The sequence below is a fragment of the Pseudomonas sp. Irchel s3a10 genome (assembly GCF_900187525.1).
Classification (GTDB): domain Bacteria; phylum Pseudomonadota; class Gammaproteobacteria; order Pseudomonadales; family Pseudomonadaceae; genus Aquipseudomonas; species Aquipseudomonas koreensis_G.
Genome location: NZ_FYDR01000002.1, coordinates 331,454 through 354,352, shown reverse-complemented (window position 1 = coordinate 354,352; position 22,899 = coordinate 331,454). Strand labels below are relative to the sequence as shown.

Annotated in this window: 23 protein-coding genes; 12 read left to right on the top strand and 11 right to left on the bottom strand. The window is 60.7% G+C overall.

The features are described from left to right. Positions 1–159: 159 nt before the first annotated feature. From CKW11_RS07180 to CKW11_RS07170, 3 genes are all read left to right on the top strand, one after another. Positions 160–1,479: an MFS transporter gene (locus tag CKW11_RS07180; RefSeq protein ID WP_007965880.1), complete on the top strand. Its 1,320-nt coding sequence runs from the start codon at positions 160–162 to the stop codon at positions 1,477–1,479. A gap of 416 nt (positions 1,480–1,895) precedes the next feature. Beyond that, positions 1,896–2,171 carry a hypothetical protein gene (locus CKW11_RS07175; protein ID WP_095136995.1) on the top strand — a complete coding sequence of 92 codons (276 nt, stop codon included), beginning with the start codon at positions 1,896–1,898 and terminating at the stop codon, positions 2,169–2,171. A gap of 253 nt (positions 2,172–2,424) precedes the next feature. Next, a complete protein-coding gene (locus CKW11_RS07170; protein WP_095136994.1) occupies positions 2,425–3,054 on the top strand; it encodes a flavin reductase family protein in 630 nt (209 codons plus the stop codon). Between the two features lie 6 nt (positions 3,055–3,060). On the opposite strand, the gene CKW11_RS07165 is transcribed toward CKW11_RS07170, so the two are convergent. Together CKW11_RS07165 and CKW11_RS07160 are read right to left on the bottom strand one after the other, a co-directional pair. After that, a complete protein-coding gene (locus CKW11_RS07165) occupies positions 3,061–3,303 on the bottom strand; it encodes a hypothetical protein (protein WP_047296118.1) in 243 nt (80 codons plus the stop codon). 43 nt (positions 3,304–3,346) lie between these two features. Then, positions 3,347–3,700, bottom strand: coding sequence for an antibiotic biosynthesis monooxygenase family protein (locus tag CKW11_RS07160; protein ID WP_095136993.1), 354 nt, complete (start codon positions 3,698–3,700; stop codon positions 3,347–3,349). Between the two features lie 429 nt (positions 3,701–4,129). Between CKW11_RS07160 and CKW11_RS07155 the strand changes: the two genes are divergently transcribed. Next, positions 4,130–5,059 (top strand): AraC family transcriptional regulator, encoded by a 930-nt coding sequence (locus tag CKW11_RS07155; protein ID WP_095136992.1) that lies wholly within the window; start codon positions 4,130–4,132, stop codon positions 5,057–5,059. 163 nt (positions 5,060–5,222) lie between these two features. On the opposite strand, the gene CKW11_RS07150 is transcribed toward CKW11_RS07155, so the two are convergent. Together CKW11_RS07150 and CKW11_RS07145 are read right to left on the bottom strand one after the other, a co-directional pair. Next, the gene (locus CKW11_RS07150; protein ID WP_095136991.1) at positions 5,223–6,674 is read right to left on the bottom strand and encodes an aldehyde dehydrogenase family protein; all 1,452 of its coding nucleotides are present in this window, start codon (positions 6,672–6,674) and stop codon (positions 5,223–5,225) included. Beyond that, entirely contained in the window at positions 6,671–8,308 is a 1,638-nt protein-coding gene (locus CKW11_RS07145; protein ID WP_095136990.1) for a 5-guanidino-2-oxopentanoate decarboxylase, read from the bottom strand. Before CKW11_RS07145 ends, CKW11_RS07150 begins: the two co-directional genes overlap by 4 nt. Positions 8,309–8,537: 229 nt before the next feature. Between CKW11_RS07145 and CKW11_RS07140 the strand changes: the two genes are divergently transcribed. Further along, entirely contained in the window at positions 8,538–9,419 is an 882-nt protein-coding gene (locus tag CKW11_RS07140) for a LysR substrate-binding domain-containing protein (protein ID WP_095136989.1), read from the top strand. A 124-nt stretch (positions 9,420–9,543) separates the two neighbouring features. Here CKW11_RS07140 and CKW11_RS07135 read toward each other — a convergent pair whose 3' ends face one another. Next, positions 9,544–10,158 (bottom strand): NAD(P)-dependent oxidoreductase, encoded by a 615-nt coding sequence (locus tag CKW11_RS07135; RefSeq protein ID WP_095136988.1) that lies wholly within the window; start codon positions 10,156–10,158, stop codon positions 9,544–9,546. 222 nt (positions 10,159–10,380) lie between these two features. Continuing rightward, positions 10,381–11,259 (bottom strand): MBL fold metallo-hydrolase, encoded by an 879-nt coding sequence (locus CKW11_RS07130; protein WP_095136987.1) that lies wholly within the window; start codon positions 11,257–11,259, stop codon positions 10,381–10,383. Between the two features lie 114 nt (positions 11,260–11,373). On the opposite strand from CKW11_RS07130, the gene CKW11_RS07125 reads away from it, so the two are divergent. Then, positions 11,374–12,279: a LysR family transcriptional regulator gene (locus CKW11_RS07125; RefSeq protein WP_218235247.1), complete on the top strand. Its 906-nt coding sequence runs from the start codon at positions 11,374–11,376 to the stop codon at positions 12,277–12,279. 130 nt (positions 12,280–12,409) lie between these two features. Further along, positions 12,410–12,586 carry a hypothetical protein gene (locus CKW11_RS28640; protein WP_007964044.1) on the top strand — a complete coding sequence of 59 codons (177 nt, stop codon included), beginning with the start codon at positions 12,410–12,412 and terminating at the stop codon, positions 12,584–12,586. Positions 12,587–12,722: 136 nt separating this feature from the next. Here the strand turns inward: CKW11_RS28640 and CKW11_RS07115 are convergent, their stop codons facing one another. Beyond that, the gene (locus CKW11_RS07115; RefSeq protein ID WP_095136985.1) at positions 12,723–13,607 is read right to left on the bottom strand and encodes a helix-turn-helix domain-containing protein; all 885 of its coding nucleotides are present in this window, start codon (positions 13,605–13,607) and stop codon (positions 12,723–12,725) included. A 177-nt stretch (positions 13,608–13,784) separates the two neighbouring features. On the opposite strand from CKW11_RS07115, the gene pobA reads away from it, so the two are divergent. Then, on the top strand, positions 13,785–14,978 hold the full coding sequence (pobA, locus tag CKW11_RS07110; protein ID WP_095136984.1) for a 4-hydroxybenzoate 3-monooxygenase: 1,194 nt from the start codon (positions 13,785–13,787) through the stop codon (positions 14,976–14,978). A gap of 79 nt (positions 14,979–15,057) precedes the next feature. Continuing rightward, the gene (locus CKW11_RS07105) at positions 15,058–16,575 is read left to right on the top strand and encodes an MDR family MFS transporter (RefSeq protein ID WP_095136983.1); all 1,518 of its coding nucleotides are present in this window, start codon (positions 15,058–15,060) and stop codon (positions 16,573–16,575) included. Positions 16,576–16,700: 125 nt separating this feature from the next. Here CKW11_RS07105 and CKW11_RS07100 read toward each other — a convergent pair whose 3' ends face one another. The 4 genes from CKW11_RS07100 to CKW11_RS07085 all read right to left on the bottom strand — a co-directional run bounded on the left by CKW11_RS07100 (position 16,701) and on the right by CKW11_RS07085 (position 20,691). After that, complete coding sequence (locus tag CKW11_RS07100; RefSeq protein ID WP_095136982.1) at positions 16,701–17,546, bottom strand: cache domain-containing protein; 846 nt, start codon at positions 17,544–17,546, stop codon at positions 16,701–16,703. A gap of 234 nt (positions 17,547–17,780) precedes the next feature. Further along, positions 17,781–18,635, bottom strand: a complete 855-nt coding sequence (locus CKW11_RS07095) for an ATPase (RefSeq protein ID WP_095136981.1) — start codon at positions 18,633–18,635, stop codon at positions 17,781–17,783. A 116-nt stretch (positions 18,636–18,751) separates the two neighbouring features. Further along, the gene (locus CKW11_RS07090; protein WP_095136980.1) at positions 18,752–19,744 is read right to left on the bottom strand and encodes an NAD(P)-dependent oxidoreductase; all 993 of its coding nucleotides are present in this window, start codon (positions 19,742–19,744) and stop codon (positions 18,752–18,754) included. 53 nt (positions 19,745–19,797) lie between these two features. Then, positions 19,798–20,691: a LysR family transcriptional regulator ArgP gene (locus tag CKW11_RS07085; protein ID WP_095136979.1), complete on the bottom strand. Its 894-nt coding sequence runs from the start codon at positions 20,689–20,691 to the stop codon at positions 19,798–19,800. A 96-nt stretch (positions 20,692–20,787) separates the two neighbouring features. On the opposite strand from CKW11_RS07085, the gene CKW11_RS07080 reads away from it, so the two are divergent. The 3 genes from CKW11_RS07080 (at position 20,788) to CKW11_RS07070 (ending at position 22,571) form a co-directional block, all read left to right on the top strand. Further along, positions 20,788–21,189 carry an ACT domain-containing protein gene (locus CKW11_RS07080; protein ID WP_095136978.1) on the top strand — a complete coding sequence of 134 codons (402 nt, stop codon included), beginning with the start codon at positions 20,788–20,790 and terminating at the stop codon, positions 21,187–21,189. 6 nt (positions 21,190–21,195) lie between these two features. Beyond that, complete coding sequence (locus CKW11_RS07075; RefSeq protein ID WP_027612476.1) at positions 21,196–21,798, top strand: LysE/ArgO family amino acid transporter; 603 nt, start codon at positions 21,196–21,198, stop codon at positions 21,796–21,798. Positions 21,799–21,974: 176 nt separating this feature from the next. After that, positions 21,975–22,571: a superoxide dismutase gene (locus tag CKW11_RS07070; protein WP_003227660.1), complete on the top strand. Its 597-nt coding sequence runs from the start codon at positions 21,975–21,977 to the stop codon at positions 22,569–22,571. The last annotated feature ends 328 nt before the right edge of the window (positions 22,572–22,899 follow it).

The following is a 22,899-nucleotide window of genomic DNA, read 5'->3' as shown; positions in this document are numbered from 1 at the left end:
TTCCGCTCACCACAATCCAGCCATAAGCGGATTTCCGCTCATTAAATCTTAAGCCCCCCTCTAAACCGGCCCTCCCCCCGTTGGCACAGCTCCTGCTATAGCCCAGGCAGGCTGCGTTCCAACGCGCTCCACAAAAACAATTAAACGAAGGATCCTTCAATGGATAACTCCAACGCCCTGCCCCTTGGGTCGGCTGCCGCGCCCGCCAAAGAAAGAACCACCGCCAGCCGGATCAAATCGATCTTCAGCGGCTCGGTCGGCAACATGGTCGAGTGGTACGACTGGTACGTCTACGCCGCTTTCTCGCTGTACTTCGCCAAGACCTTCTTCCCCGCCGGTTCCACCACCGCACAACTGATGAACACCGCCGCGATCTTCGCCGTGGGCTTCCTGATGCGTCCGATCGGTGGCTGGCTGATGGGTCTCTACGCCGACAAGGTCGGTCGCAAGAAAGCCTTGATGGCCTCGGTCTACCTGATGTGCTTCGGCTCCTTGCTGATCGCCCTCAGCCCCAACTACGAAACCATCGGCATCGGCGCGCCGATCCTGCTGGTCTTCGCCCGCTTGCTGCAAGGCCTGTCGGTCGGCGGCGAGTACGGCACCTCGGCCACCTACCTGTCGGAGATGGCGACCAGGGAGCGTCGCGGTTTCTTCTCCAGCTTCCAGTACGTGACCCTGATCTCCGGCCAGCTCATCGCGCTGGGCGTGCTGATCGTGCTGCAGAACATGCTGACCACTGAACAGCTGTACGCGTGGGGCTGGCGTATTCCGTTCGCCATCGGCGCACTGTGCGCGATCGTTGCGCTGTACCTGCGTCGCGGCATGGAAGAAACCGAGTCGTTCACCAAGAAAGAGAAGTCCAAGGAAAGCGCGATGCGCACCTTGATGCGCCACCCGAAAGAACTGCTTACCGTGGTCGGCCTGACCATGGGCGGTACGCTGGCGTTCTACACCTACACCACTTACATGCAGAAATACCTGGTGAACACCGTCGGCATGAGCATCTCCGACTCGACCACCATTTCGGCCGCCACGCTGTTCCTGTTCATGTGCCTGCAACCGATCATCGGGGGTCTGTCGGACAAGATCGGTCGTCGTCCGATCCTGATCGCCTTCGGTGTGCTCGGGACGATCTTCACCGTGCCGATCCTGATGACCCTGCACACCATCCAGACCTGGTGGGGCGCGTTCTTTCTGATCATGGCGGCACTGATCATCGTCAGCGGCTACACCTCGATCAACGCCGTGGTGAAAGCCGAGCTGTTCCCCACCGAAATCCGCGCGCTGGGCGTCGGCTTGCCGTACGCACTGACCGTGTCGATCTTCGGCGGCACGGCCGAATACATCGCGCTGTGGTTCAAGAGCATCGGCATGGAAACCGGTTACTACTGGTACGTGACCGCGTGCATCGCGGTGTCGCTGCTGGTGTACATCACCATGAAAGACACGCAGAAACACTCGCGGATCGTGACTGACTGATCGGATTTCCACAGCCACTGCAACGGTGGCTGTAGGGGCCCCTTCGCGAGCAAGCCCGCTCCCACACTGGAATGCACTCCTCTGTGGGAGCGGGCTTGCTCGCGAGGGGCGCACCCTGGTTCCAGATCAATCAGGACAACTCGGCAGCCCCACTTGCCAACCGCAAGTATGAAAAATCCCTCACCTTCGGGTAACAACGATTAATCGCTGATTAATGCTGCCCCCTCATTCTGCAATCACCTGATCGATGACCTGCGCGACGCTCGCTCCGACGACGAAAGCGATTTCAACGCGCCGCCCTTAATATCAATTTAATCGATTGCTTTTAGCATTTATTTGCGCTTTTTAATCGATTTATTTGGCGTAGCATCAAACCCATGCAAGACACACCCACCCACGAATCTGGAGTAAAGAACATGAAAACCAAACTGATCCTCGCCCTGACCCTGTCCGTACTGGCCGCCAACACCTTCGCTGCCGATGGCTCGGACAGAACCAAATCCGCCGACTTCATCAACGGCGCCAGCGCTGCCATCGAAACCAGCCACTCGGGTACTTACGCCGCTGACGGTTTCGATAAAACCAACCTCGGCAAAACCGTCGCCGCCGATGGCTTCGACAAGACCGGTACTGCCAATGCCATCGCCGCTGACGGCTTCGATAAAACCGGTACCGCTGCCGCCATCAGCTGATCATCGGCAGTCTCCCCACAGCCCGGCTTCGGCCGGGCTTAGTCATTTCTGGGGCATGACAATTCTCAAATCCACCCAAATCCCCTGTAGGAGCTGCCGCAGGCTGCGATCTTTTGATTTTGTTTTTAAGATCAGATCAAAAGATCGCAGCCTGCGGCAGCTCCTACAGGGGGATCAGCGTGTGACTGGAAATACGCGGAGCGTCCTTGCACTATGGCTGCATCCGAAACGCAGCCTCAGGAATTCATTCACCATGTCCGATGACATCCACTTCTACGAACCCGCCAACGGCCACGGCCTGCCCCACGATCCGTTCAACGCCATCGTCGGCCCGCGCCCCATCGGCTGGATTTCTTCGCAGGATGCCCACGGCCGGCTGAACCTTGCGCCTTACAGCTTCTTCAACGCGTTCAACTACATTCCGCCGATCATTGGTTTTTCCAGCGTCGGGCGCAAAGACAGCCTGAACAACATCGAGCAGACCGGCGAGTTCGTCTGGAACCTCGCCACCCGGCCGCTGGCCGAGCAGATGAACCAGAGCTGCGCGATGGTCGCGCCTGAGGTCAACGAGTTTGAACTGGCGGGGCTGACGCCCGTGGCGTCGAAGGTGATTGCGGTGCCACGGGTGGCCGAAAGCCCGGTGTCCTTCGAATGCAAGGTCACGCAGATCATTCAGTTGCAGCGCGCCGATGGCGAAACCGTGCCGAGCTGGCTGATTCTCGGCGAAGTGGTCGCTGTGCATATCGCCAAGTGGCTGTTGAAGGACGGGATCTACGACACCGCCGCGGCAGAACCGATTCTGCGCGGCGGCGGGCCGGCGGATTATTTCCAGTTGGGGCCAGAGGCCTTGTTCAAGATGTGGCGCCCGGGTGCGGGCAAGTAAGCACAGTTACCAGATCAGCTCGGCGTCATCAGTGACGCCCTGCAGACGTTCCAGCTCCTGGGTCGCCGCGTCATCGGCCGCGATGGCGCCGGGGAACACCTGATCACCCAGCAGTTTGTGGAAGCGTGGCGCACCGCCATCGACCAGGGCCTTGACCGCGATTGCCGCGTGGTAACCCTTGTTGCCGCCCAACTCGACGGGGACGACTGCGGAGACTGCTTCGAAGTGTTCGAACTCTTTACGTGCCATGGCACACATCCTGGCTCAGATGAATAAGCCGGACATTAAACCCTCAACCGGCAAGTTTGTGTATCGGTGCCGGGCATTGTCCGAGCGCCTGCGCCGCCGACACCTCCTTGAAGGTGTGGAAATCCAGGCTGTTGACCACCAGATCCTGAACCAATTCGGCAAAGATCTGCATCGACGGGCTGTTGAAATACGCGGTCATCGCCTGTTGATGGCTCCAGAAACCGGAGACCAGCCACAGGTCCGGATCGCATTGCGAATGCTGCAGGGCAAAGTTCAGGCAACCGGGGGCGTTGCGTGACGGTTCGATCAAGGCACTGAGGCGTACACCCAGTTCGGCGGAGCGTCCGGCGCGCGCTCGAACGAAGGCCATATGACTGACGGGAATCTGCTTGGACATGTTCAACCCTCCCAGGGAGTCGCGTGGCAGCCGGGGACGGGCTGCGACAGGATCAAAGGTTAAGGGCCGGGCGCAAGATGCCGTTAGTCGATTCCTGCCGCTGCGTTGCACAATCCTGCGAGACTGCACAAACGCCCGGCGTCGGTGAGTTGAAACCTGTAACACCGCTGTCACAACGCTTTTGTGTAGGAGCTGCCGAAGGCTGCGATCCTTTGACTTTTGTTTTTAAAATCAAAAGATCGCAGCCTTCGGCAGCTCCTACAGGGGTCTTCGACCCAAAGGGTAAGGTGGCGGTCGCGGGCTGATGGCCGGCACGCAAAAGCAGCCCATGCAGAATCAGGCAAGCATTTGACAGGATGTGTCTACCGCTGGCGCTTGCACAAACATATGCTCTGCTCCATTCCAGATTCCTTGCCGAGGATGCCGTGCATGACGTCATTCGATCGTTTCCAGTCTCCGCCCGATGCCGACATGGAAAAACAGCGCGCAGAACTCGCGGCGATCATCCGCCGCAACACCACGGACGACGGCAGTTACCAGACCGCCATCGGCTCGCTGTTCATGTCGCGCCATACCCAATCCCACGACTTCGCCCCGGTACTCGCGCAACCGGCGCTGTGCATCATGGCCCAGGGCCGCAAAGAGGTACGACTGGCGGATGAGTTCTTCAATTACGACCCGCTGAATTACCTGGTGGTCTCAGTCTCGATGCCGCTCAGCGGGCGGGTGGTGAATGTCTCGCCCGAGAATCCGATTCTCGCCGTGCGCCTGGACATCGACCCGGCTGAAATCACCGCACTGATCGCCGACGCGGGGCCGATGGGCGTGCCGACCCGGCCGACCGGGCGTGGCCTGTATGTGGAAAAGATCGACAGCGCGATGCTCGACGCGGTGTTGCGTCTGGCGCGACTGCTGGACGCGCCGAAAGACATCGCCATGCTCGCGCCGCTGATTCGCCGGGAGATTCTCTATCGCCTGCTGCGCAGTCCGCAGGGTCACCGTTTGTATGAGATCGCGATTGCCAACAGCCAGAGCCATCGCATCAGCCAGGCGATCAAATGGCTCAACGGCAACTTCGAACAGCCGCTGCGCATCGATGATCTGGCGAAAGAAGTGAACCTCAGCGTCTCGACCTTGCATCACCGCTTCAAGGCGATGACCGCGATGAGTCCGCTGCAGTATCAGAAGCAATTGCGCCTGCAAGAGGCGCGACGCCTGATGCTCGCCGAAGGGCTGGAGGCGTCGGCGGCGGGCTATCGCGTGGGTTACGAAAGCCCTTCGCAGTTCAGCCGCGAGTACAGCCGCTTGTTTGGGGCGCCGCCGTTAAGGGATCTGGCGCGGTTGCGGCAGTCGGTCTGATCCGCCTATTGCGCTGTATCGACTGACGCTTTCGCGAGCAAGCCCGCCCCCCACAGGGGATTAGTGTTGATCACACATCCAATGTGGGAGCGAGCTTGCTCGCGAAGAGGCCGGAATGCTCAGCAAAAAATCCGGACCAGATCGGCAACAGCCGACATGCCGTTCAGAGCGCCCGGATCACGTGCTTGATTTCCTGAAACGCGGCCAGGCCCCACGGCCCCAATTCGCGGCCGATGCTGCTCTGCTTGTAGCCGCCCCACGCCGTCTGCGGGAAGATCACTTGCGGCGCGTTGAGCCAGACCAGCCCCGCCTGCAGGGCGTTGGCGACGCGGTCGGCAGTCTCGGCGTTACGCGTCACCACACTGGCGACCAGCCCGAACTGGCTGTCGTTGGCCAAGGCAATCGCCTCGGCTTCGCTGCTGAAGCTGCGCACGCAGAGCACCGGGCCAAAAATTTCTTCACACCACAGCGCACTGTCGAGGGGCACGTCGGTGAACACCGTCGGCTGCAAAAAATAGCCGCGCGGCAGATCCGCCGGACGATTGCCGCCGTACACCAGCTTGGCGCCAGCGCTCAGACCACGGTCGATGTGACCGAGCACGCGCTGGTATTGCGTCTGATTGACCAGCGCGCCCATCTCCACGTCCGGGTCGAACGGGTCAGCCACGCGAATCGCTTGCGCGCGCTTTTGCAGACGCTCAAGAAACTCGTCGGCCAGCTCATCGGCCACCAGCACGCGACTGGTGGCCGAGCACATCTGCCCGGCATTGAAGAAACCGCCGCCGCAAGCCAGTTCCACCGCCAGTTCCAGATCGGCATCCTCGAACACCAGCAATGAGGATTTGCCACCGAGTTCCAGGCTCACGCCCTTCACCGTTTCCGCAGCGCGCTGCATCACCTGCACGCCGACGGCGTTGCTGCCAGTGAAGGAAATCTTCGCAATGCGCGGATCCGCCGACAGCGGCGCACCGACCGCCAGACCCGTGCCGCACACCAGGTTGAATACGCCATTGGGCAGACCGGACTCAGCGATGATCGCCGCCAGTTCCAGCTCCGGCAGCGGCGTGACTTCCGACGGTTTGAGCACCACGCAGCAACCGGCGGCCAGCGCCGGCGCGAGTTTCCACGCGGTGGTGACCATCGGGAAATTCCACGGCACGATCAGCCCGACCACGCCGCACGGCTCTCGGCGCAGACGTGCGCTGAAGTCGTCACTGGGCAGCGCCACGTTGCTGTCGAGTTGTGCGTCGAGACCTTCGGCCAATTCGGCGTAGTACTCGAACGTGGCGATCACATCATCGACGTCGATCGCCGCTTCGAATTGCGGTTTGCCGTTGTTGCTCGACTGCAACTTCATCAGATGATCGCGACCGTCGCGCACGCCGTTGGCGATGTTGCGCAGAATCGCAGCGCGTTCGGCACCGCTGGTTTTCGACCAGCGCTTGAATGCTTCAGTGGCGGCGCTGACGGCCAGATCGACCGCGCTTTCGTCGCCGCCATTGACCGTGGTCAGCAGCGCTTCGGTGGCCGGGTTGATCACCCGCAGGTGTTCACGCCCGGCCGACCATTGACCGTTGATGTACAGGCCATCGAGTGTGGTGGGGGAATTGATCATTGGGCCACCGCCTGCGTCCATTGGGTCTGGTCGATTTCGATCAGGGTCGGGCCCTGACGATCGGTGGCGGCGCGCAGCGCGCCACGCAATTGTTCGACCGAGCTGATCGCTTCGGCGGCGCAGCCCAGGGCCTTGGCCACGCCGATGAAATCCGGGGTATAGATGTCGACGCCGACCGGTTCGATGGCGCGGTTAACCATGTACTTCTTGATCTCTTCGTAGCCCTGGTTATTCCACAGCAGGATGATCACCGGCGTGCGCGCTTCAACCGCGCTGGCCAGTTCCGGCAGGGTGAACTGCAAGCCACCGTCGCCGATCAGGCACACCACCGGCGGACGAGCACCGCCCTCGACGCTACCGCCCAGCCACGCGCCAATGGCTGCCGGCAAGGCGTAACCGAGGGTGCCGTAACCGGTGGACGAGTTGAACCAGCGTCGTGGTCGTTCCGGGTTGAACGTGAGGTTGCCGGTGTACACCGGTTGTGTGGAGTCGCCGACGAATACTGCGTCCGGCAACTCGTGCAGCACGATTTCGAGGAAGCGCGTCTGGGCCAGGGTTGGCGCATCCCAGGTCGCGGCCAGCTCATCACGCAGACGTGCGGCCCGCACCTGGCCCCAATCGTTGCAACGCTCAGCCAACGGCTGCTGCGACAACGCGCTGAGCAGCGCTTGCGCGGCGTTGCGCGAGTCGGCAACCAACGCCACGTGCGGCGGATAGTTGCGCACGGTCTGATCGGCGTCGATGTCGATACGCAGCAACTTGCCGGGGATCTCGAAACCACCGGCGAAGGTCACGTCGTAATCGGTCTCCGCCAGTTCGGTACCGATCGCCAGCACCACGTCGGCATCGGCCACCAGTGCGCGAGTGGCAACCAGGCTGTGTGTCGAGCCGATCAGCAGCGGATGGCTGGAGGGCAGCATGCCTTTGGCGTTAATGGTCAGCGCCATCGGGGCGTCGAGCAGCTCGGCCAGTTCGGTGAGTTCGGCAGCGGCATCGATGGCGCCGCCACCGGCGAGAATCAGCGGACGCTGAGCGCCGGCCAGCAACTCAGTCATGCGCCGTACGGCAGCCGGTGCAGCCCCGGCGCGGTCGATATGCACCGGAATGCTGGCGAGCAGTTCATCGGCCTCTTCCACCAGCACGTCCAGCGGAATCTCGATGTGCACCGGACGCGGGCGCCCGGCCTGAAACAGCGCAAAGGCACGGGCCAGCACGCCCGGCAATTCCGCCGCCGACATCAGGGTGTGGGAGAACGCCGCGACGCCACCGACCAGCGCACTCTGATTCGGCAACTCGTGGAGCTTGCCGCGACCGCCGCCCAACTGGCTGCGGGTCTGCACGCTGGAGATCACCAGCATCGGGATCGAGTCGGCGTAGGCCTGGCCCATCGCGGTGGTGATGTTGGTCATGCCCGGGCCGGTAATGATGAAGCACACCCCCGGTTTGCCGCTGGTGCGCGCATAGCCGTCAGCCATGAAACCGGCGCCCTGTTCATGCCGTGGAGTGACGTGGTTGATGCTCGAACGGGCCAGCCCGCGATACAGCTCCACGGTGTGCACCCCGGGAATGCCGAACACCTGCCCGACCCCGTAATTCTCAAGTAACTTGACCAGTACTTCGCCACACGTCGCCATGTCGATTGCCCTTCTTGTTCGTTTGAGACACAAGGCCTTTGTGTAGGAGTGAGCCTGCTCGCGATGACTTCGGTGCATTCAACATCGCAGTGACTGACACATCGCAATCGCGAGCAGGCTCACTCCTACAAAGAGCCCTTGAATGGGCTCATTGAACGGGCGGCAGGTAGCGGCAACAATCGATTAAAAGTCATACTAGCCATGTCCTCACGTCATAGCTTGGTTCCCCATGAAACGACTGCCTCCCCTGCCCGCCCTGCACACGTTTCTGATCACTGCGCAGTGCTGCAACTTCACCCGGGCGGCCGAGCAGTTGCACATCACCCAGGGCGCAGTGAGCCGGCAGATCGCCGGGCTGGAGGATCATCTCGGTTATGAGTTGTTCATTCGTCTGGCCCGGGGCCTTGAGCTGACCGCTGAAGGACGTGAGTGGCTGCCACGGGTGGAGAAGATCTTTGGCCTGATCAGCGAAGCGACCGAGCAGATCGGTCTCAAGCGGCAAACCCTGCAACTCAAGGCGCCGAGCTGCGTGATGCGCTGGCTGGTGCCGCGCCTGCTGCAGTGGCAAAAGGAACGCCCGGACGTGCCGGTCAAACTGACCACTACACTGGCCCATGGCGTCGACTTTCAGCGCGAGCAATTCGATGCGGCGGTGATCTACGGCAATCCGCCGGACAACTCCTCGACTGCCCTGCATCTGTTCGATGAGCAACTGACACCGGTCTGCTCGCCAGCATTATTGAAAGGCCCACCGGCGCTGAGCGAACCGGCCGACCTGCAACAGCATCTGCTGCTGCATCCGACCCGCGACACCCAGGACTGGACCGTGTGGCTGACCGCCGCCGAATTGCAGTTGAACAACGTCAACATGGGGCAGCATTTCGAGACGCTGGATCAGGCGATGTCGATGGCGTCGCATGGGACGGGGGTGGCGATTGGCGACTGGTCACTGATCGGCGATGACCTGCGCGCGGGGCGGCTGGTGATGCCGTTTGATCTGAAGGTGAAAACGGGGCTGGGGTATTACGTGGTGATGCCGCAGGGCGGGGAAGCGTCGCCGCAGTTGGAGGAGTTGATGATCTGGCTGGTGGAGCAGGCGCATACCCGCTGAAGTACACAGATCCCTCCTGTGGGAGCGGGCTTGCTCGCGAATGCAGTGTGTCCATCACTTCAAATGTCGCTGACACACCGCCTTCGCGAGCAAGCCCGCTCCCACATTTGGTCTGCGTCGTTGCTTAATACCCGACGGTAAACCGCTGGCGCGAATGCTTCGGCGTTTCCACTTCGTCGATCAACGCAATCGCGTAATCGGCGAAGGTGATCCAGCTGCGACCTTCAGCACTGAACAGCAAATGATCCTTGCCAACGCGGAAGGTGCCGGTGCGCTCACCTTCGACAAACTCTGCCGATGGCGAGAGGAAGGTCCAGTCCAGTTCCTGCTCCGAACGCAAGGCATCGAGAAACGCCGCGCCAGCACTGGCCTCGGTTTTGTACTCGGCGGGGAAACCCGCACTGTCGATCACTCGGCTGTCGTCCGGTAGCAACAGCGAACCGGCACCGCCGACCACCAGCAGACGCTTCACACCCGCCTGCTTCACCGGGCCGACCACGGCACTGGCCGGTACCGTGGCGAAGTGCGCGGCGCTGATCACCACGTCGTGACCGGCCACTGCCGCTTGCAGCGCCGCCGAATTCAGCACATCGACATTCTTGCTGACCACACCGGCACGCGCGCCGATCTTCGAGGTATCGCGGGCGATGGCAGTGACGCTATGGCCGCGACGCAGGGCTTCTTCCAGCAGTTGGCTACCGGCACGGCCGGTGGCACCAATGATTGCGATCTTGCTCATGACATTCTCCAGTTGGCTTGAGAGTTTCAACGACGGCATAAATCTAATCTTGAAGCGGTATTCCCTGTGGCGAGGGAGTTGCTCCCGCTGGAGGGCGAAGCACTCCCCGCCTGTTTCAGATACAACGCATTTGCAGGTTTTACGCCTGCTGCGCAGGCGAGCGGGCGGGAGCAAGCTCCCTCGCCACAAAAGTGTCTCGACCTCTGTTTCAGATAAATCGGGTTACCACTTCATCTCGCCCTTGGCGACTTTGGCGCTCAGCTCCAGCGAGCTTTCTTCGCCGAGTGTCGGGTAGCGCTTTTTCATCGCCGCGATCAGTGCAGCGGAATCCTTGGCCTTGGCGGTTTCTTCGTCGAAAGCCTTAATGTAATCGGCAGTGAATTTCACGCTGGCCAACGAACGGCTGCTCTCGCCCAGATAGTGACCGGGCACCACGGTTTTCGGCTTCAGGGTTTCGATCGAATGCAGGGTTTGCAACCAGTCGGCGTGGGATTGCGCGGTCTGGGTATCGGCCATCCACACATGAATGTTCTCGGCGACCACCACGCCACCGACCACGGCCTTGAGCGACGGAATCCACACGAAGCTGCGATCCGGTTGTTTGCCGTCCAGACCGACCACCTGCAATTTCTGCCCTTCGAGCATCAGGCTATCGCCCTTGAGCACGCCCGGCACGATGGTTTTGGCCGGTACGTCGGCGCCCATTTTCGGGCCCCAGAAGGCGAGTTTGCCGGCGACGGTTTTGTTGATGTGATCCACGGTCGGCTGCGAGGCCAGCACCTTCGCGTCGGGGAAAGCCTGGGTCAGGGTGTCGAGGCCGAAGTAGTAATCCGGGTCACCGTGGCTGATGTAAATGGTGGTCAGGTGCTTGCCGCTGGCGCGGATCTTTTCCACCACCTGCTCGGCCTGGGACTTGCCGAATTGTGCATCGACCAGGATCGCGTCTTTCTCGCCGCTGACCAGCACCGAGGTCACCGGGAAGATCGCGTTGGTGCCCGGGTTGTAAACGTCCAGTGTCAGGTTGGTGGCAGCGGCGTGGGCCGCGAAACCGAGGGTGGCGGTGGCCAGCAAAACGCGCTTGAGGGTAGTGAAGCCGATCATCTGTTGCTCCGTGGTCCGAATGCCGTGTTTGGCGATGGGACAGAGCTTAGTTGCCTGACTCGGTACAAAAAATGCGATGCTTGGACATAGTTTGTTTCTGAAAGCGGGCAAATCATGGATCGTCTTCAAGCAATGCGGGTGTTTGTCACCGTGGTGGATCTGGGCAGCCAGTCGGCGGCGGCCGATCATCTGGATCTGTCACGGCCAGTGGTGTCGCGTTATCTGGCGGAGCTGGAAGACTGGGTCGGCGCGCGCCTGATGCACCGCACCACGCGCAAGTTGAGCCTGACTGCCGCTGGCAGCGAAATTCTGCCGCGCTGCCGGCAGATGCTCGAACTCTCGACCGACATGCAGGCTGCCGTCAGCGAACCCGACGAGGCACCGCGCGGACTGCTGCGCATCAGCGTCAGTACCTCGTTCGGTCAGGCGCAACTGGCCGATGCGATGGCGGCGTACGTCAAGCGCTACCCCGGAGTCAGCGTCGACATGCAGATGCTCGACCGCACGGTGAATCTGGTGGATGAGCGCATCGACCTGGCGATCCGCACCAGCAATGACCTGGACCCGAACCTGATCGCCCGGCGCCTGACCGTCTGCCGCTCGCTGATTTGCGCCGCACCGGCCTATCTGCGCGACAACCCGCCGCCGCAGCGGGTCGAAGACCTGAGCCAGCACAACTGCCTGACGCATTCGTATTTCGGCAAGAGCCTGTGGCATTTCGAAGAGGATGGCGAACCGGTGTCAGTGCCGGTACAGGGCAACATCAGCGCCAACGAGGCCAGCACATTGTTGCGCGCCACCCTGGCCGGTGCCGGCGTGGCGATGCTGCCGACTTATCAGGCCGGGGTGCATGTGCATACCGGTGAGCTGGTGCGCCTGCTGCCGGATGCCGAGCCACGACAGATGAACATCTACGCGGTGTATGCCTCGCGCAAGCACATGCCGGCGGCACTGCGCAGCATGCTGGATTTCCTGGTGCAGCGATTTCCCGAGAATCCAGAGTGGGATGTGGGGCTGTAGAAAAGCAAAAGATCGCAGCCTTCGGCAGCTCCTACAGGGTTATGGGTAGGAGCTGCCGCAGGCTGCGATCTTTTGATCTTGTTCTATGCTGAAAGTAATACCGCAGGGTATGCGTTCAGAGGTCTACGCCATGAACATCAGAACAAGAAGGTACTTCGCAATTTTCATCACCTGCGCTGCCACGCTGGCGCTGTACGGCACCGCGGCCTGGCGGGTCGAGCAGTTGCGACAACTGCCGCGCGAATACGCCAGCTGCAATTTCGAGCGCTGTATTCCGCACAACGCGACGCTTAATGCGCTGCGCTGAATGATCTGAGCTGGCATGCAATCCTGTGGGAGGGGGCTTGCTCCCGAAAGCGGTGCGTCATTCAGCATTGATGCACACTGATACACCGCTTTCGGGAGCAAGCCCCCTCCCACAGGATATCGCCGGGTTTACAGGATCACAGCTCGGCCTTGAGACGGTCGCGAAAGGCTTTTGGCGAAATCCCCACCCTGCGCCGGAACAGGCGCGTGAAGTTGGTCGGATCGGAAAACCCCAACAGCTCCGACATCTCGTAAATGGTCATGCTGGTGTAGGTCAGCAAACGTTTGGCTTCCAGCAACTGGCGTTCGTGCATGATCTGCAGCGCCGGCTGCCCGGCCAGTTCGCGGCAGGTGCCGTTGAGGTGTGACACCGAAATCCCCAGGCGATGGGCCAGGTCTTCGACCTTCACATGCTGGCGGTACGTCTCCTCCACCAATTGAATGAACCCGTTGAGGTATTCGCGCTGTCGTTGCGGCCGCTGGCTGGCGTTATGGCGCACGAGCGCCTGTCGGCTGACCCAGACCATGATCACGCTGACCAGCGAATGCATGAGCATTTCCCGCGCGGGTTGATGGCCGTTGTACTCGGCCTGCAACGCTGAAAACAGACTGTTCAGGTACTCCGCGTCCTGGCCCGCCGGGTAGTGCTCGGCCTGGGCCAGTGCGTGCACCGAACTGCCCAGTTGCGCCTGCAGGTGATTGATCAGCGGGTTGGCGAGGGTGACAACGAATCCTTCGACGTCCTCGGAAAAACGAAAGCCATGCACCGACAACGGTGGCAGGACTTGTATGGCGGGTTCGTTGAGCTGCGTGCGTTGACCTTCGATTTCAAGCTCTGCCTGACCTTTGAAGACGAAGAGCAACTGGCACAAATCGGCGTGGCGGTGGGGTTTGATTTCCCATTGATGTTCGCGGCTGCGTTTGGAAATGGTTTCACAGTGCAGCAAGTCAGGGGTCGGCCAGTCCAGGCTTTCACCGTAGAGCTTGAACACCGGAATCGAAGGCAGGGCAGGCTTGTTCATCACTTCAATCCAGGCCTCGAGGTTGCGGGCGATAATCGCACCGATTGGCAGAATGTACAGGTATCGGCTCAGTTTTCACCTTCAATTGACAGACCCGCAAGGGAAAAATGCAAGCACTCGATCCATAAAAATCATTCACCGCCTTCTGTCGCGTGAAGCTTGCGAGTCATAAAAACAATGAAAACGCTGAAAACCCAAGTCGCCATCATTGGCGCCGGTCCGTCCGGATTGCTCCTCGGTCAGTTGCTGCACAACGCCGGCATCGACACCCTGATTCTCGAACGCCAGTCACCCGACTATGTCCTCGGGCGGATTCGCGCCGGCGTGCTTGAACAAGGCATGGTAGAGCTGTTGCGCCAGGCCGGCGTAGGCGCACGCATGGATGCCGAAGGCTTGGTGCACTCCGGCTTCGATCTGGCATTGGATGGACGTCTGGCGCACATCGATCTGCAGGGTTTGACCGGCGGCAAAACCGTCATGGTTTACGGTCAGACCGAGGTCACTCGCGACCTGATGGCCGCTCGTCGGGAGGCCGGCGCACTGTCGTTTTATGAAGTGAGCCATGTCGTTCCTCACGGCATGAAAAGCGACGAGGCGTTTGTCACCTTCGAAAAGGATGGCGAAACCTGGCGCGTCGATTGCGATTACATTGCCGGTTGCGATGGTTTCCACGGCGTCGCCCGGCAGTCGATTCCGGAGGACTGCCTGAAGATCTTCGAACGGGTCTATCCGTTCGGCTGGCTGGGGATTCTCGCCGACACCCCGCCGGTGCACGAAGAACTGGTCTACGCCCGGCATGAACGCGGCTTCGCCCTGTGCAGCATGCGTTCGGCCACGCGCACCCGTTACTACCTGCAAGTACCGGCTGAAGAAAACGTCGCGGACTGGTCCGACGAGCGCTTTTGGGCTGAGCTGAAAACCCGCCTGCCCGCCGAGCTTGCCGAAAAACTGGTGACCGGCCCGTCGATTGAAAAAAGCATCGCGCCGCTGCGCAGTTTTGTCGTCGAGCCGATGCAGTACGGGCGGATGTTTCTGCTCGGCGATGCCGCGCACATTGTGCCGCCCACCGGCGCCAAGGGCCTGAACCTGGCCGCCAGCGATGTCAGCACGTTGTTCAACATTCTGCTGAAGGTTTATCGCGACGGCCGCATCGATTTGTTGGAGAAATACTCGGAAATCTGCCTGCGCCGGGTATGGAAAGCCGAACGTTTCTCCTGGTGGATGACCTCGATGCTGCACCGCTTCGACGAGCACGATGATTTCAGCCAGCGCATCAGCGCCTCGGAACTGGACTACTTTGTCAGTTCAGAAGCCGGTCGAAAAACCATTGCAGAAAATTACGTCGGACTTCCGTACGAGGCTATCGAATAGCCTGCTACCGACTTACACTGGCGAGCATCCACCCGCGCGCAATGGCCGTGCGGGTCCATCACTGCCCGCAGGCTCGCCCGTGACCAATCTCAATCACCCTGAAACGCCCAAACCGGCCATTCGCAGCGTGCTGGTCGCGTTGATGATGGCGATTTTTCTCGGCGCGCTGGACCAGACCATCGTCGCCGTCTCGATGCCCGCCATCTCTGCCCAATTCAAGGACGTCAGCCTGCTGGCCTGGGTGATTTCCGGGTACATGGTGGCAATGACCGTGGCGGTGCCGATCTACGGCAAGCTCGGCGATTTGTACGGGCGACGCAAACTGATGCTGTTTGGCATGGGCCTGTTCACCCTCGCCTCGCTGTTCTGCGGCATGGCGCAAAGCATGGAACAACTGGTACTGGCGCGGATTCTCCAGGGCATCGGTGCCGGCGGGATGATCTCGGTGAGTCAGGCGATCATCGGCGACATCGTCCCGCCGCGCGAACGCGGCCGTTATCAGGGTTACTTCAGCAGCATGTACGCGGTGGCCAGCGTCGCCGGGCCGGTGCTCGGCGGCTACATGACCGAATACCTGTCGTGGCGCTGGGTATTTCTGATCAATCTGCCACTGGGGCTGGGCGCCTGGTGGGTTGCCAATCGCAATCTGCGCGGGCTGCCGATTCCGCAGCGCAAACCGATCATCGATTACCTCGGCACGCTGTTGATGATCATTGGTTTGACCGCCCTGCTGCTGGCCATCACCCAGGTCGGCCAGGGGCATTCGTGGCGCAGCAGCGAGGTGCTTGGCCTGTTCGCCTGTGCGGTGCTGGTGCTGGCGGTGTTCGTCTGGCATGAACGCCGGGCGCGCGAGCCGCTGCTGCCGATGCACCTGTTCACCAACCGCAATGCGTTGCTGTGCTGGTGCACGATTTTCTTTACCAGTTTTCAGGCAATTTCGCTGATCGTGTTGATACCGCTGCGCTTTCAGAGTGTCACCGGCGCCGGGGCCGATAGTGCCGCGCTGCATCTGTTACCGCTGGCCATGGGCTTGCCGATCGGTGCCTATTTCGCCGGCCGGCGCACGTCGATCACCGGGCGCTACAAACCGCAGATTCTGACCGGCGCGATCCTGATGCCGCTGTCGATTCTCGGCATGGCCTTCAGTCCACCGGAAGCGACGTTGCTCAGTGGCGTGTTCATGCTGCTCAGCGGGATTGCCGGCGGCATGCAGTTCCCGACTTCACTGGTCGGTACGCAGAACTCGGTGGAGCAACGCGACATCGGCGTCGCCACCAGCACCACCAACCTGTTCCGTTCACTGGGTGGCGCGGTGGGTGTGGCGTTGATGTCGGCGTTGTTGCTGGCCTTGTTGCAGGATTCGAGTTTTGCCCATCTGGCGAGCAACTCGCTGCTCAGCGAGGGGCATTCGGGCAACGTGCTGCTCGACGGTTTGAACGCCGCACCAGGCGATGCGCAGAACGCCTTGCGCGCCGAGCTCTCGGTGACCTTCCGGCATCTGCTGTGGGTGAGTACCGCGGTGTCATTGCTGGGGCTGGCGGCCGCGATTGCGATGCCGAACAACCTGTTGCGCGGGCGCGAGCATGGCGCCAAATAACAGCAACACCTTAAAACCCTGTGGGAGGGGGCTTGCTCCCGAAAGCGGTGGATCAGCCAACATCTTTGCTGAATGACGAACCGCTTTCGGGAGCAAGCCCCCTCCCACAGTAGCGAATGTTTCACTCAAGGACTGTAGTAACCCACCGCCACCAGAAAATGCCCGACCTTCTTCAGGTAGGCGTGCTTGTCTTCGACCTTGCCGGTCACCGGATTTTTCCAGCGGTATTCGTATTCGCCGTCATCCTGTTTGGCGATCAGCGCCAGAATCGGCTCGCCCACCGGTTTGCCTTCCGGATCCTTGATCTTGCTGAAATCCGTGTTGATCAAGCGCAGGTTGGTGCCGTGGGCAACGTAGCGTTGGGTATCCAGATCGACCACGAATACATACAGGTCATCCTGCAGGTAACCGCCCTTGAGCGAGTTGATGGCCGTCAGGGTGCCCTTCTCGTTTTTCCCCAGATCGGTTGCAGCCTTGTCGAGAAGTGCCTTGGCCTGCTCGGCTGATGCACGCGGCAGGTAATAACCGACTGCCAGAATGCGCTGGCCGATGCGCTGATAGTAGACATGCTTGCGCTCGACCTTGCCGTCCGCCCAGTTCTGCCAGCGGTATTCGGCTTGCTGGATGCCGTTGCCTTCCGGCACCAGCAAGGCGTCCTTGAAGGCTTTCTGCAAATCCGGCGCAAGCACTTCGCTGACGTCACGGCCGATCAAGGCTGAGGACGGCCCACCGCTGGCGAGCATCACGCCTTTGGTGTCGACCACGAACACATAGCGATCCTTGTCGACGAACTCACCCTGACGGCTGAACGCGGCGAAGGCCTTGTCGCCATTGTCGTGGTAATAGGCCAGCGCCTTTTCCAGCAAAGCGATGGCAGCCTTGCTGTCGTCCTTTTGTGTGGCGGCGTTGACCTGCCCTGCCCCCACAAAAAGCATCACCCCGAACCACGCCACTTTATGCAAAAACCCCATAACGCATCCCTCGTTCTTGTTGGTGTTTCAAGAGCGTAGACGGCTTGGGGTCGGACGGAGGTCGAAGATGAATCCGGAAGTTGCCGCATTTCCTGTGGCGAGGGAGCTTGCTCCCGCTCGGCTGCGAAGCAGTCGCAAAACCTGCAAATGCGCTCTACCTGAACGAAAGCAGGGGAGCGCTTCGCACTCCAGCGGGAGCAAGCTCCCTCGCCACAAAGGTTCCTGAGTCAGGTCCTACGGCCGGGCATTGATCTGCTGCTGCAGGTTCTGGATCTGCGCCTGCAGGGTGTTGATGTTGCGGGTCATCTGCCCGCGGAATGCGTCGAACTCGGCGGTATTGCCGCCACCCTGGGCAGCGGCCGGGCGATTGTCCTGTTCACTCTTGAGGACGACGATTTCCTGCTCCAGGCGCTCGATCGCCGCGCTAGGGTTGCCCTGCTTTTTCAGCGCGGTGATATCAGCGCCGAGGCTTTTCAGTTGGGCGTCATAACTCTTGAGCTGGGCATCGACCTTGCCGGTGTCGGCCGGGGCGCTTTTCAGGGTTGCCAGTTCGGCGCTCAAGGCTTTGACCTGAGCCTGCAACTGGGTATTGGCGTTCTGTTGTTCGGTGGTCTGCGCGGTCATCTGCGCAAGACGCTTATCCAGATCGCTGGTCTGACCGACCACGCCTTGCTGCTGTTTGCTCTGATCCAGCAACTGGGTTTCCAGCTGTTTGATCTGCAGCTTCAGGGCTTCGCTGTCGCTGTTGACGTTGCTCTGGCTGGCGACCACCTTGCCGGAAATGTCCTGCAGGCGTCCCGCCGCTTCCTCGCTGATGCGCGCAAAGCTTTCCTGAGTCGCGACCAATTGCTGCTCCATCAACGAGATCTGCTGGAAACTCCACCAGGCCAGACCGATGAAGGCAAAGAACAATGCGCCGACCAGCGCCCACAGCGGCCCGGTACTCGCGGCCTTGACCTTGACCACCGGCGGCGTGCGCGAGTGCACGGAGGTGCGGGCGGTGGGCGGAATGTCATCGTCGTCAAAGGTGTCGGCCCGCAGGCTCGGTACATCGTCGAAATCGTCGTTGGCATCGTTACGCATGGACATTGAGGCAACCTTTGTGGAACGCGGTGATGGCTAAATGCTGCGAAGTATAACCGCCGCAGCCGCAGGGATTGACCCTCAAGCGACAGTGCGGTTCATTGCCGGCCGGGCGACTTGTATCAACGGATGTCCTGGGCTTTCCACCAGCCACAGAACTCGTCGAGGGCCGACCACAGGCTGACTTTCGGATCGTAGTCCAGATAATGCCGGGCGCGACTGATGTCGAGGGTGAAATTTTTCTTCATGACTTGCATGCCCAACCGCGACAGGGTCGGCTCCGGGCGTCCCGGCCAGAGTTTGCACACGCCTTCGTTGAGCGCCGCAACGCTGTAGGCCAGGCCGTACGAACGGTATTTGCTGACCTGCGGCACTTCCATCTTGCGCATCACGTAATTGACCACATCCCACAGCGGCACCGGCGCGCCATTGCTGATGTTGTAGGCCTTGCCCAATGCGGAACCGGCTGCCAGCAGACTGCTGAGCAGCGCTTCGTTGAGGTTCTGCACGCTGGTGAAGTCGACCTTGTTCAGACCGTCGCCAATGATCGCCAGACGCCCCTTGCGCTGCATGTTCAGCAGGCGCGGGAAGATGCTCATGTCGCCGGCGCCAGTGACGAAACGCGGGCGCAGGGCGATGGTTTCCAGACCGAATTCCTGTGCGCCAAAGACCTTTTGCTCGGCCAGGTATTTGGTCGCCGCGTAGTGATGTTTGAAGCGCTTGGGCACTTGCTCTTCGGTCAGGCCGAGGTGATCGCGGCCATCGAAATAGATCGACGGCGACGACAGATGCACCAGCCGCCGCACGCGCCGTTTGAGGCAGGCTTCGACGACGTTTTCGGTGACCTGCACGTTGCCCTGATGAAAGTCCTGATAGCGCCCCCACAAGCCAACGGCGCCGGCGCAGTGCACCACGGCGTCGACGTCGGCGCAGAGCTCGCGCACCAGGTCCGCATCGGTGAGATCGCCCGGAACGAACTCGGCGCCACGGCGCACCAGATGCTCGACGCTTTCGGCCCGGCGACCGTTGACCCGCACGTCCAGGCCCTGCTCCAAAGCGAAACGCGCAAAGCGTCCGCCAATGAAGCCGCTTGCGCCGGTGACCAGAATTTTCATGTAACGCTCCGATGTCTTTCGTTTACCTGATACGTCTGTCTTGACGCTGACCGTCAGCCCAAGGGCACCAGCCAGCGCGGTGAAGAACGTAGCAATTGCTCGGTCAGCAAGGCCAGCAACTGACCGCCATTGCGCCAATGATGCCAGTACAACGGCACATCGATCGGTTTATCTGGCAACAGTTCGCGCAATACGCCGCGTTGCAGTTGATCGCGCACTTGCAGTTCCGGCACCAGTCCCCAGCCAAACCCGGCTTCGGTCAGGCGCACAAATCCTTCGGAGGACGGGCACAAGTGGTGCTCGAATCCGCCATCGACGCCCAGGGATGCGAGGTAGCGATGCTGGAGAAAATCGTCCGGGCCGAACACCAGCGCAGGCGTGCGCGGCAACTGCTCGGCGCGCACGCCGTCGGGGAAATGCCGCTCGATAAACGCCGGACTGGCCAGCGCCCGATAGCGCATCGCCCCGAGCAACACACTGCGCGCACCGGCCACCGGGCGTTCACTGGCACAGACACACGCCGCAACCTCCCCGGCACGCATGCGCTTGAGGCCGACGGTCTGATCTTCCACCACCAGATCCAGCAATAAATGCTGTTCGGCGCAGAAATCGCCCACGGCTTCGGCCCACCAGGTGGCGAGGCTGTCGGCGTTGATGGCGATGCGCAGACGTTCCGGCAGCCCCTCTTCGTCGAGCGCCGGCACCAGGGTCTGCAAGTCACGTTCGAGCAGGCGCACCTGCTGCACATGGTTGAGCAGGCGCCGGCCAATCTCGGTCGGCGATGGCGGCGTGCCGCGTACCAGAACCGGTTGGCCGACCCGCGCTTCCAGCAATTTGATCCGCTGGGAAATCGCCGATTGCGACAAGCCCAAAACCTGCGCGGCGCGTTCGAATCCGGCCTGTTCGACCACGGCGGCCAGCGCGGAAAGTAATTTGTAGTCGAACATCAGTTTTCCTAATGAGCGATCAGCACTATTGGTTTTTCTTATACCGCTTTCGACCGGAGAATAGCCAGCAAGCACTTTTTATCAAGGAACACTGCAATGGCTGGCGAAACCTCACTCACGACCTTGCTGCGCAGCATGAGCCCGCAGCTCAACGCCGGCGAATATGTGTTTTGCACCCTGCGTGACGACCAGTTGCCGAGCGGTGTAGAGATTGTCGGCAGCTTTCGCGAACAGGAAGGCCTGACCGTGATCCTCGAACGCTCCCAGGCTGAACTCGCCGGGTTCAGTTTCGATTATGTCGCGGCGTGGATCACCCTCAACGTGCATTCGGCACTGGAAGCAGTCGGCCTCACCGCCGCGTTCGCCAGCGCGCTGGGCAAGGCCGGAATCAGTTGCAACGTGATCGCCGGTTACTACCACGATCATTTGTTTGTCGGTCAGGCCGACGCCGAGCGCGCCATGCAAGTACTGCGCGATCTGGCAGCCAAAGCGGAGTAACTCTTTATGTGGCAAAGCTATGTGAACGGATTGCTGGTGGCGTTGGGGCTGATCATGGCGATCGGTACACAGAACGCTTTTGTGCTGGCGCAGAGCTTGCGCCGCGAACATCACCTGCCCGTCGCCGCGCTGTGCGTCGCCTGCGATGCGTTACTGGTTGCTGCGGGCGTATTCGGCCTGGCGACCGTGTTGGCGCAGAACCCGACATTGCTCGCGGTGGCACGCTGGGGCGGCGCCGTCTTTCTGATCTGGTATGGCAGCCAGGCGCTGCGCCGGGCGTTCTCGAAACAGAGTCTGGATCAGGGTGAAAACCACACCGTACGCTCGTTGCGCGCGGTGATGCTCAGCGCGCTGGCGGTGACGCTGCTCAACCCGCACGTTTATCTGGATACCGTATTGCTGATCGGCTCCCTCGGTGCGCAGCAGTCAGTACCGGGGGCTTATGTCGTGGGCGCGGCGAGTGCTTCGCTGCTGTGGTTTTTCACCCTCGCCCTTGGTGCGGCATGGCTTGCACCGTGGCTGGCGCGGCCGAGTACCTGGCGGATTCTTGATCTTCTGGTGGCAGTGATGATGTTCACGGTGGCGGGCCAATTGATTATCGCCAACTGATTTATTCCAAAAGGCTCTGGAACCTCTATCCCACACAGTTGTTGCGTGGTTAAGCCTTGACCCCGGTGCTATGATCCGAACCCTGCGCCGCAAAGAGTAAAAACTCGTCGGTGCATTTCTGGCCGCCCGTGATCGGCCTTGCGCTCACCGCAACAGACCTGATTAGGAGAATCATCATGGCTTTCGAATTGCCGCCGCTGCCTTACGCACACGATGCCCTGCAGCCGCACATTTCCAAGGAAACCCTGGAATTTCACCACGACAAGCACCACAACACCTATGTCGTGAACCTGAACAACCTGGTGCCAGGCACCGAGTTCGAAGGCAAGACCCTGGAAGAGATCGTCAAGACTTCCTCGGGCGGCATCTTCAACAACGCCGCTCAGGTCTGGAACCACACTTTCTACTGGAACTGCCTGGCGCCAAACGCCGGCGGTCAACCAACCGGCGCACTGGCTGAAGCCATCAACGCAGCCTTCGGTTCGTTCGACAAGTTCAAGGAAGAGTTCAGCAAAACCTCGATCGGCACCTTCGGTTCCGGCTGGGGCTGGCTGGTGAAAAAGGCTGACGGTTCCCTGGCCCTGGCCAGCACCATCGGCGCCGGCAACCCGCTGACCAGCGGCGACACCCCGCTGCTGACCTGCGACGTCTGGGAACACGCTTACTACATCGACTACCGCAACCTGCGTCCGAAGTACGTTGAAGCGTTCTGGAACCTGGTCAACTGGAAGTTCGTCGCTGAGCAGTTCGAAGGCAAAACCTTCACCGCTTAAGCTGCGCGCCAGATAAGAAACCCGGCTACGGCCGGGTTTTTTTATGCCTTCGCTTTCTGTAGGAGCTGCCGCAGGCGGCGATCTTTTGATCTTGTTTTTTACAATCAACGTCAAAAGATCGCAGCCTGCGGCAGCTCCTACACAGAAAAGCCTGTTTCCTGCCATGAAAGCAGCTGCGCGCCGTTTGCCGGGGCTGCACAGCGGGCTACCATCAAATCAGCGAAAATTTGTTCCGGACTGCTCAAGTTGAGGACTGAAACTACCGACACAGTACAAATAGAGCTGACACTCCAGGCCGTTGTATTTCGGCAACGCCACGGGCAAATAT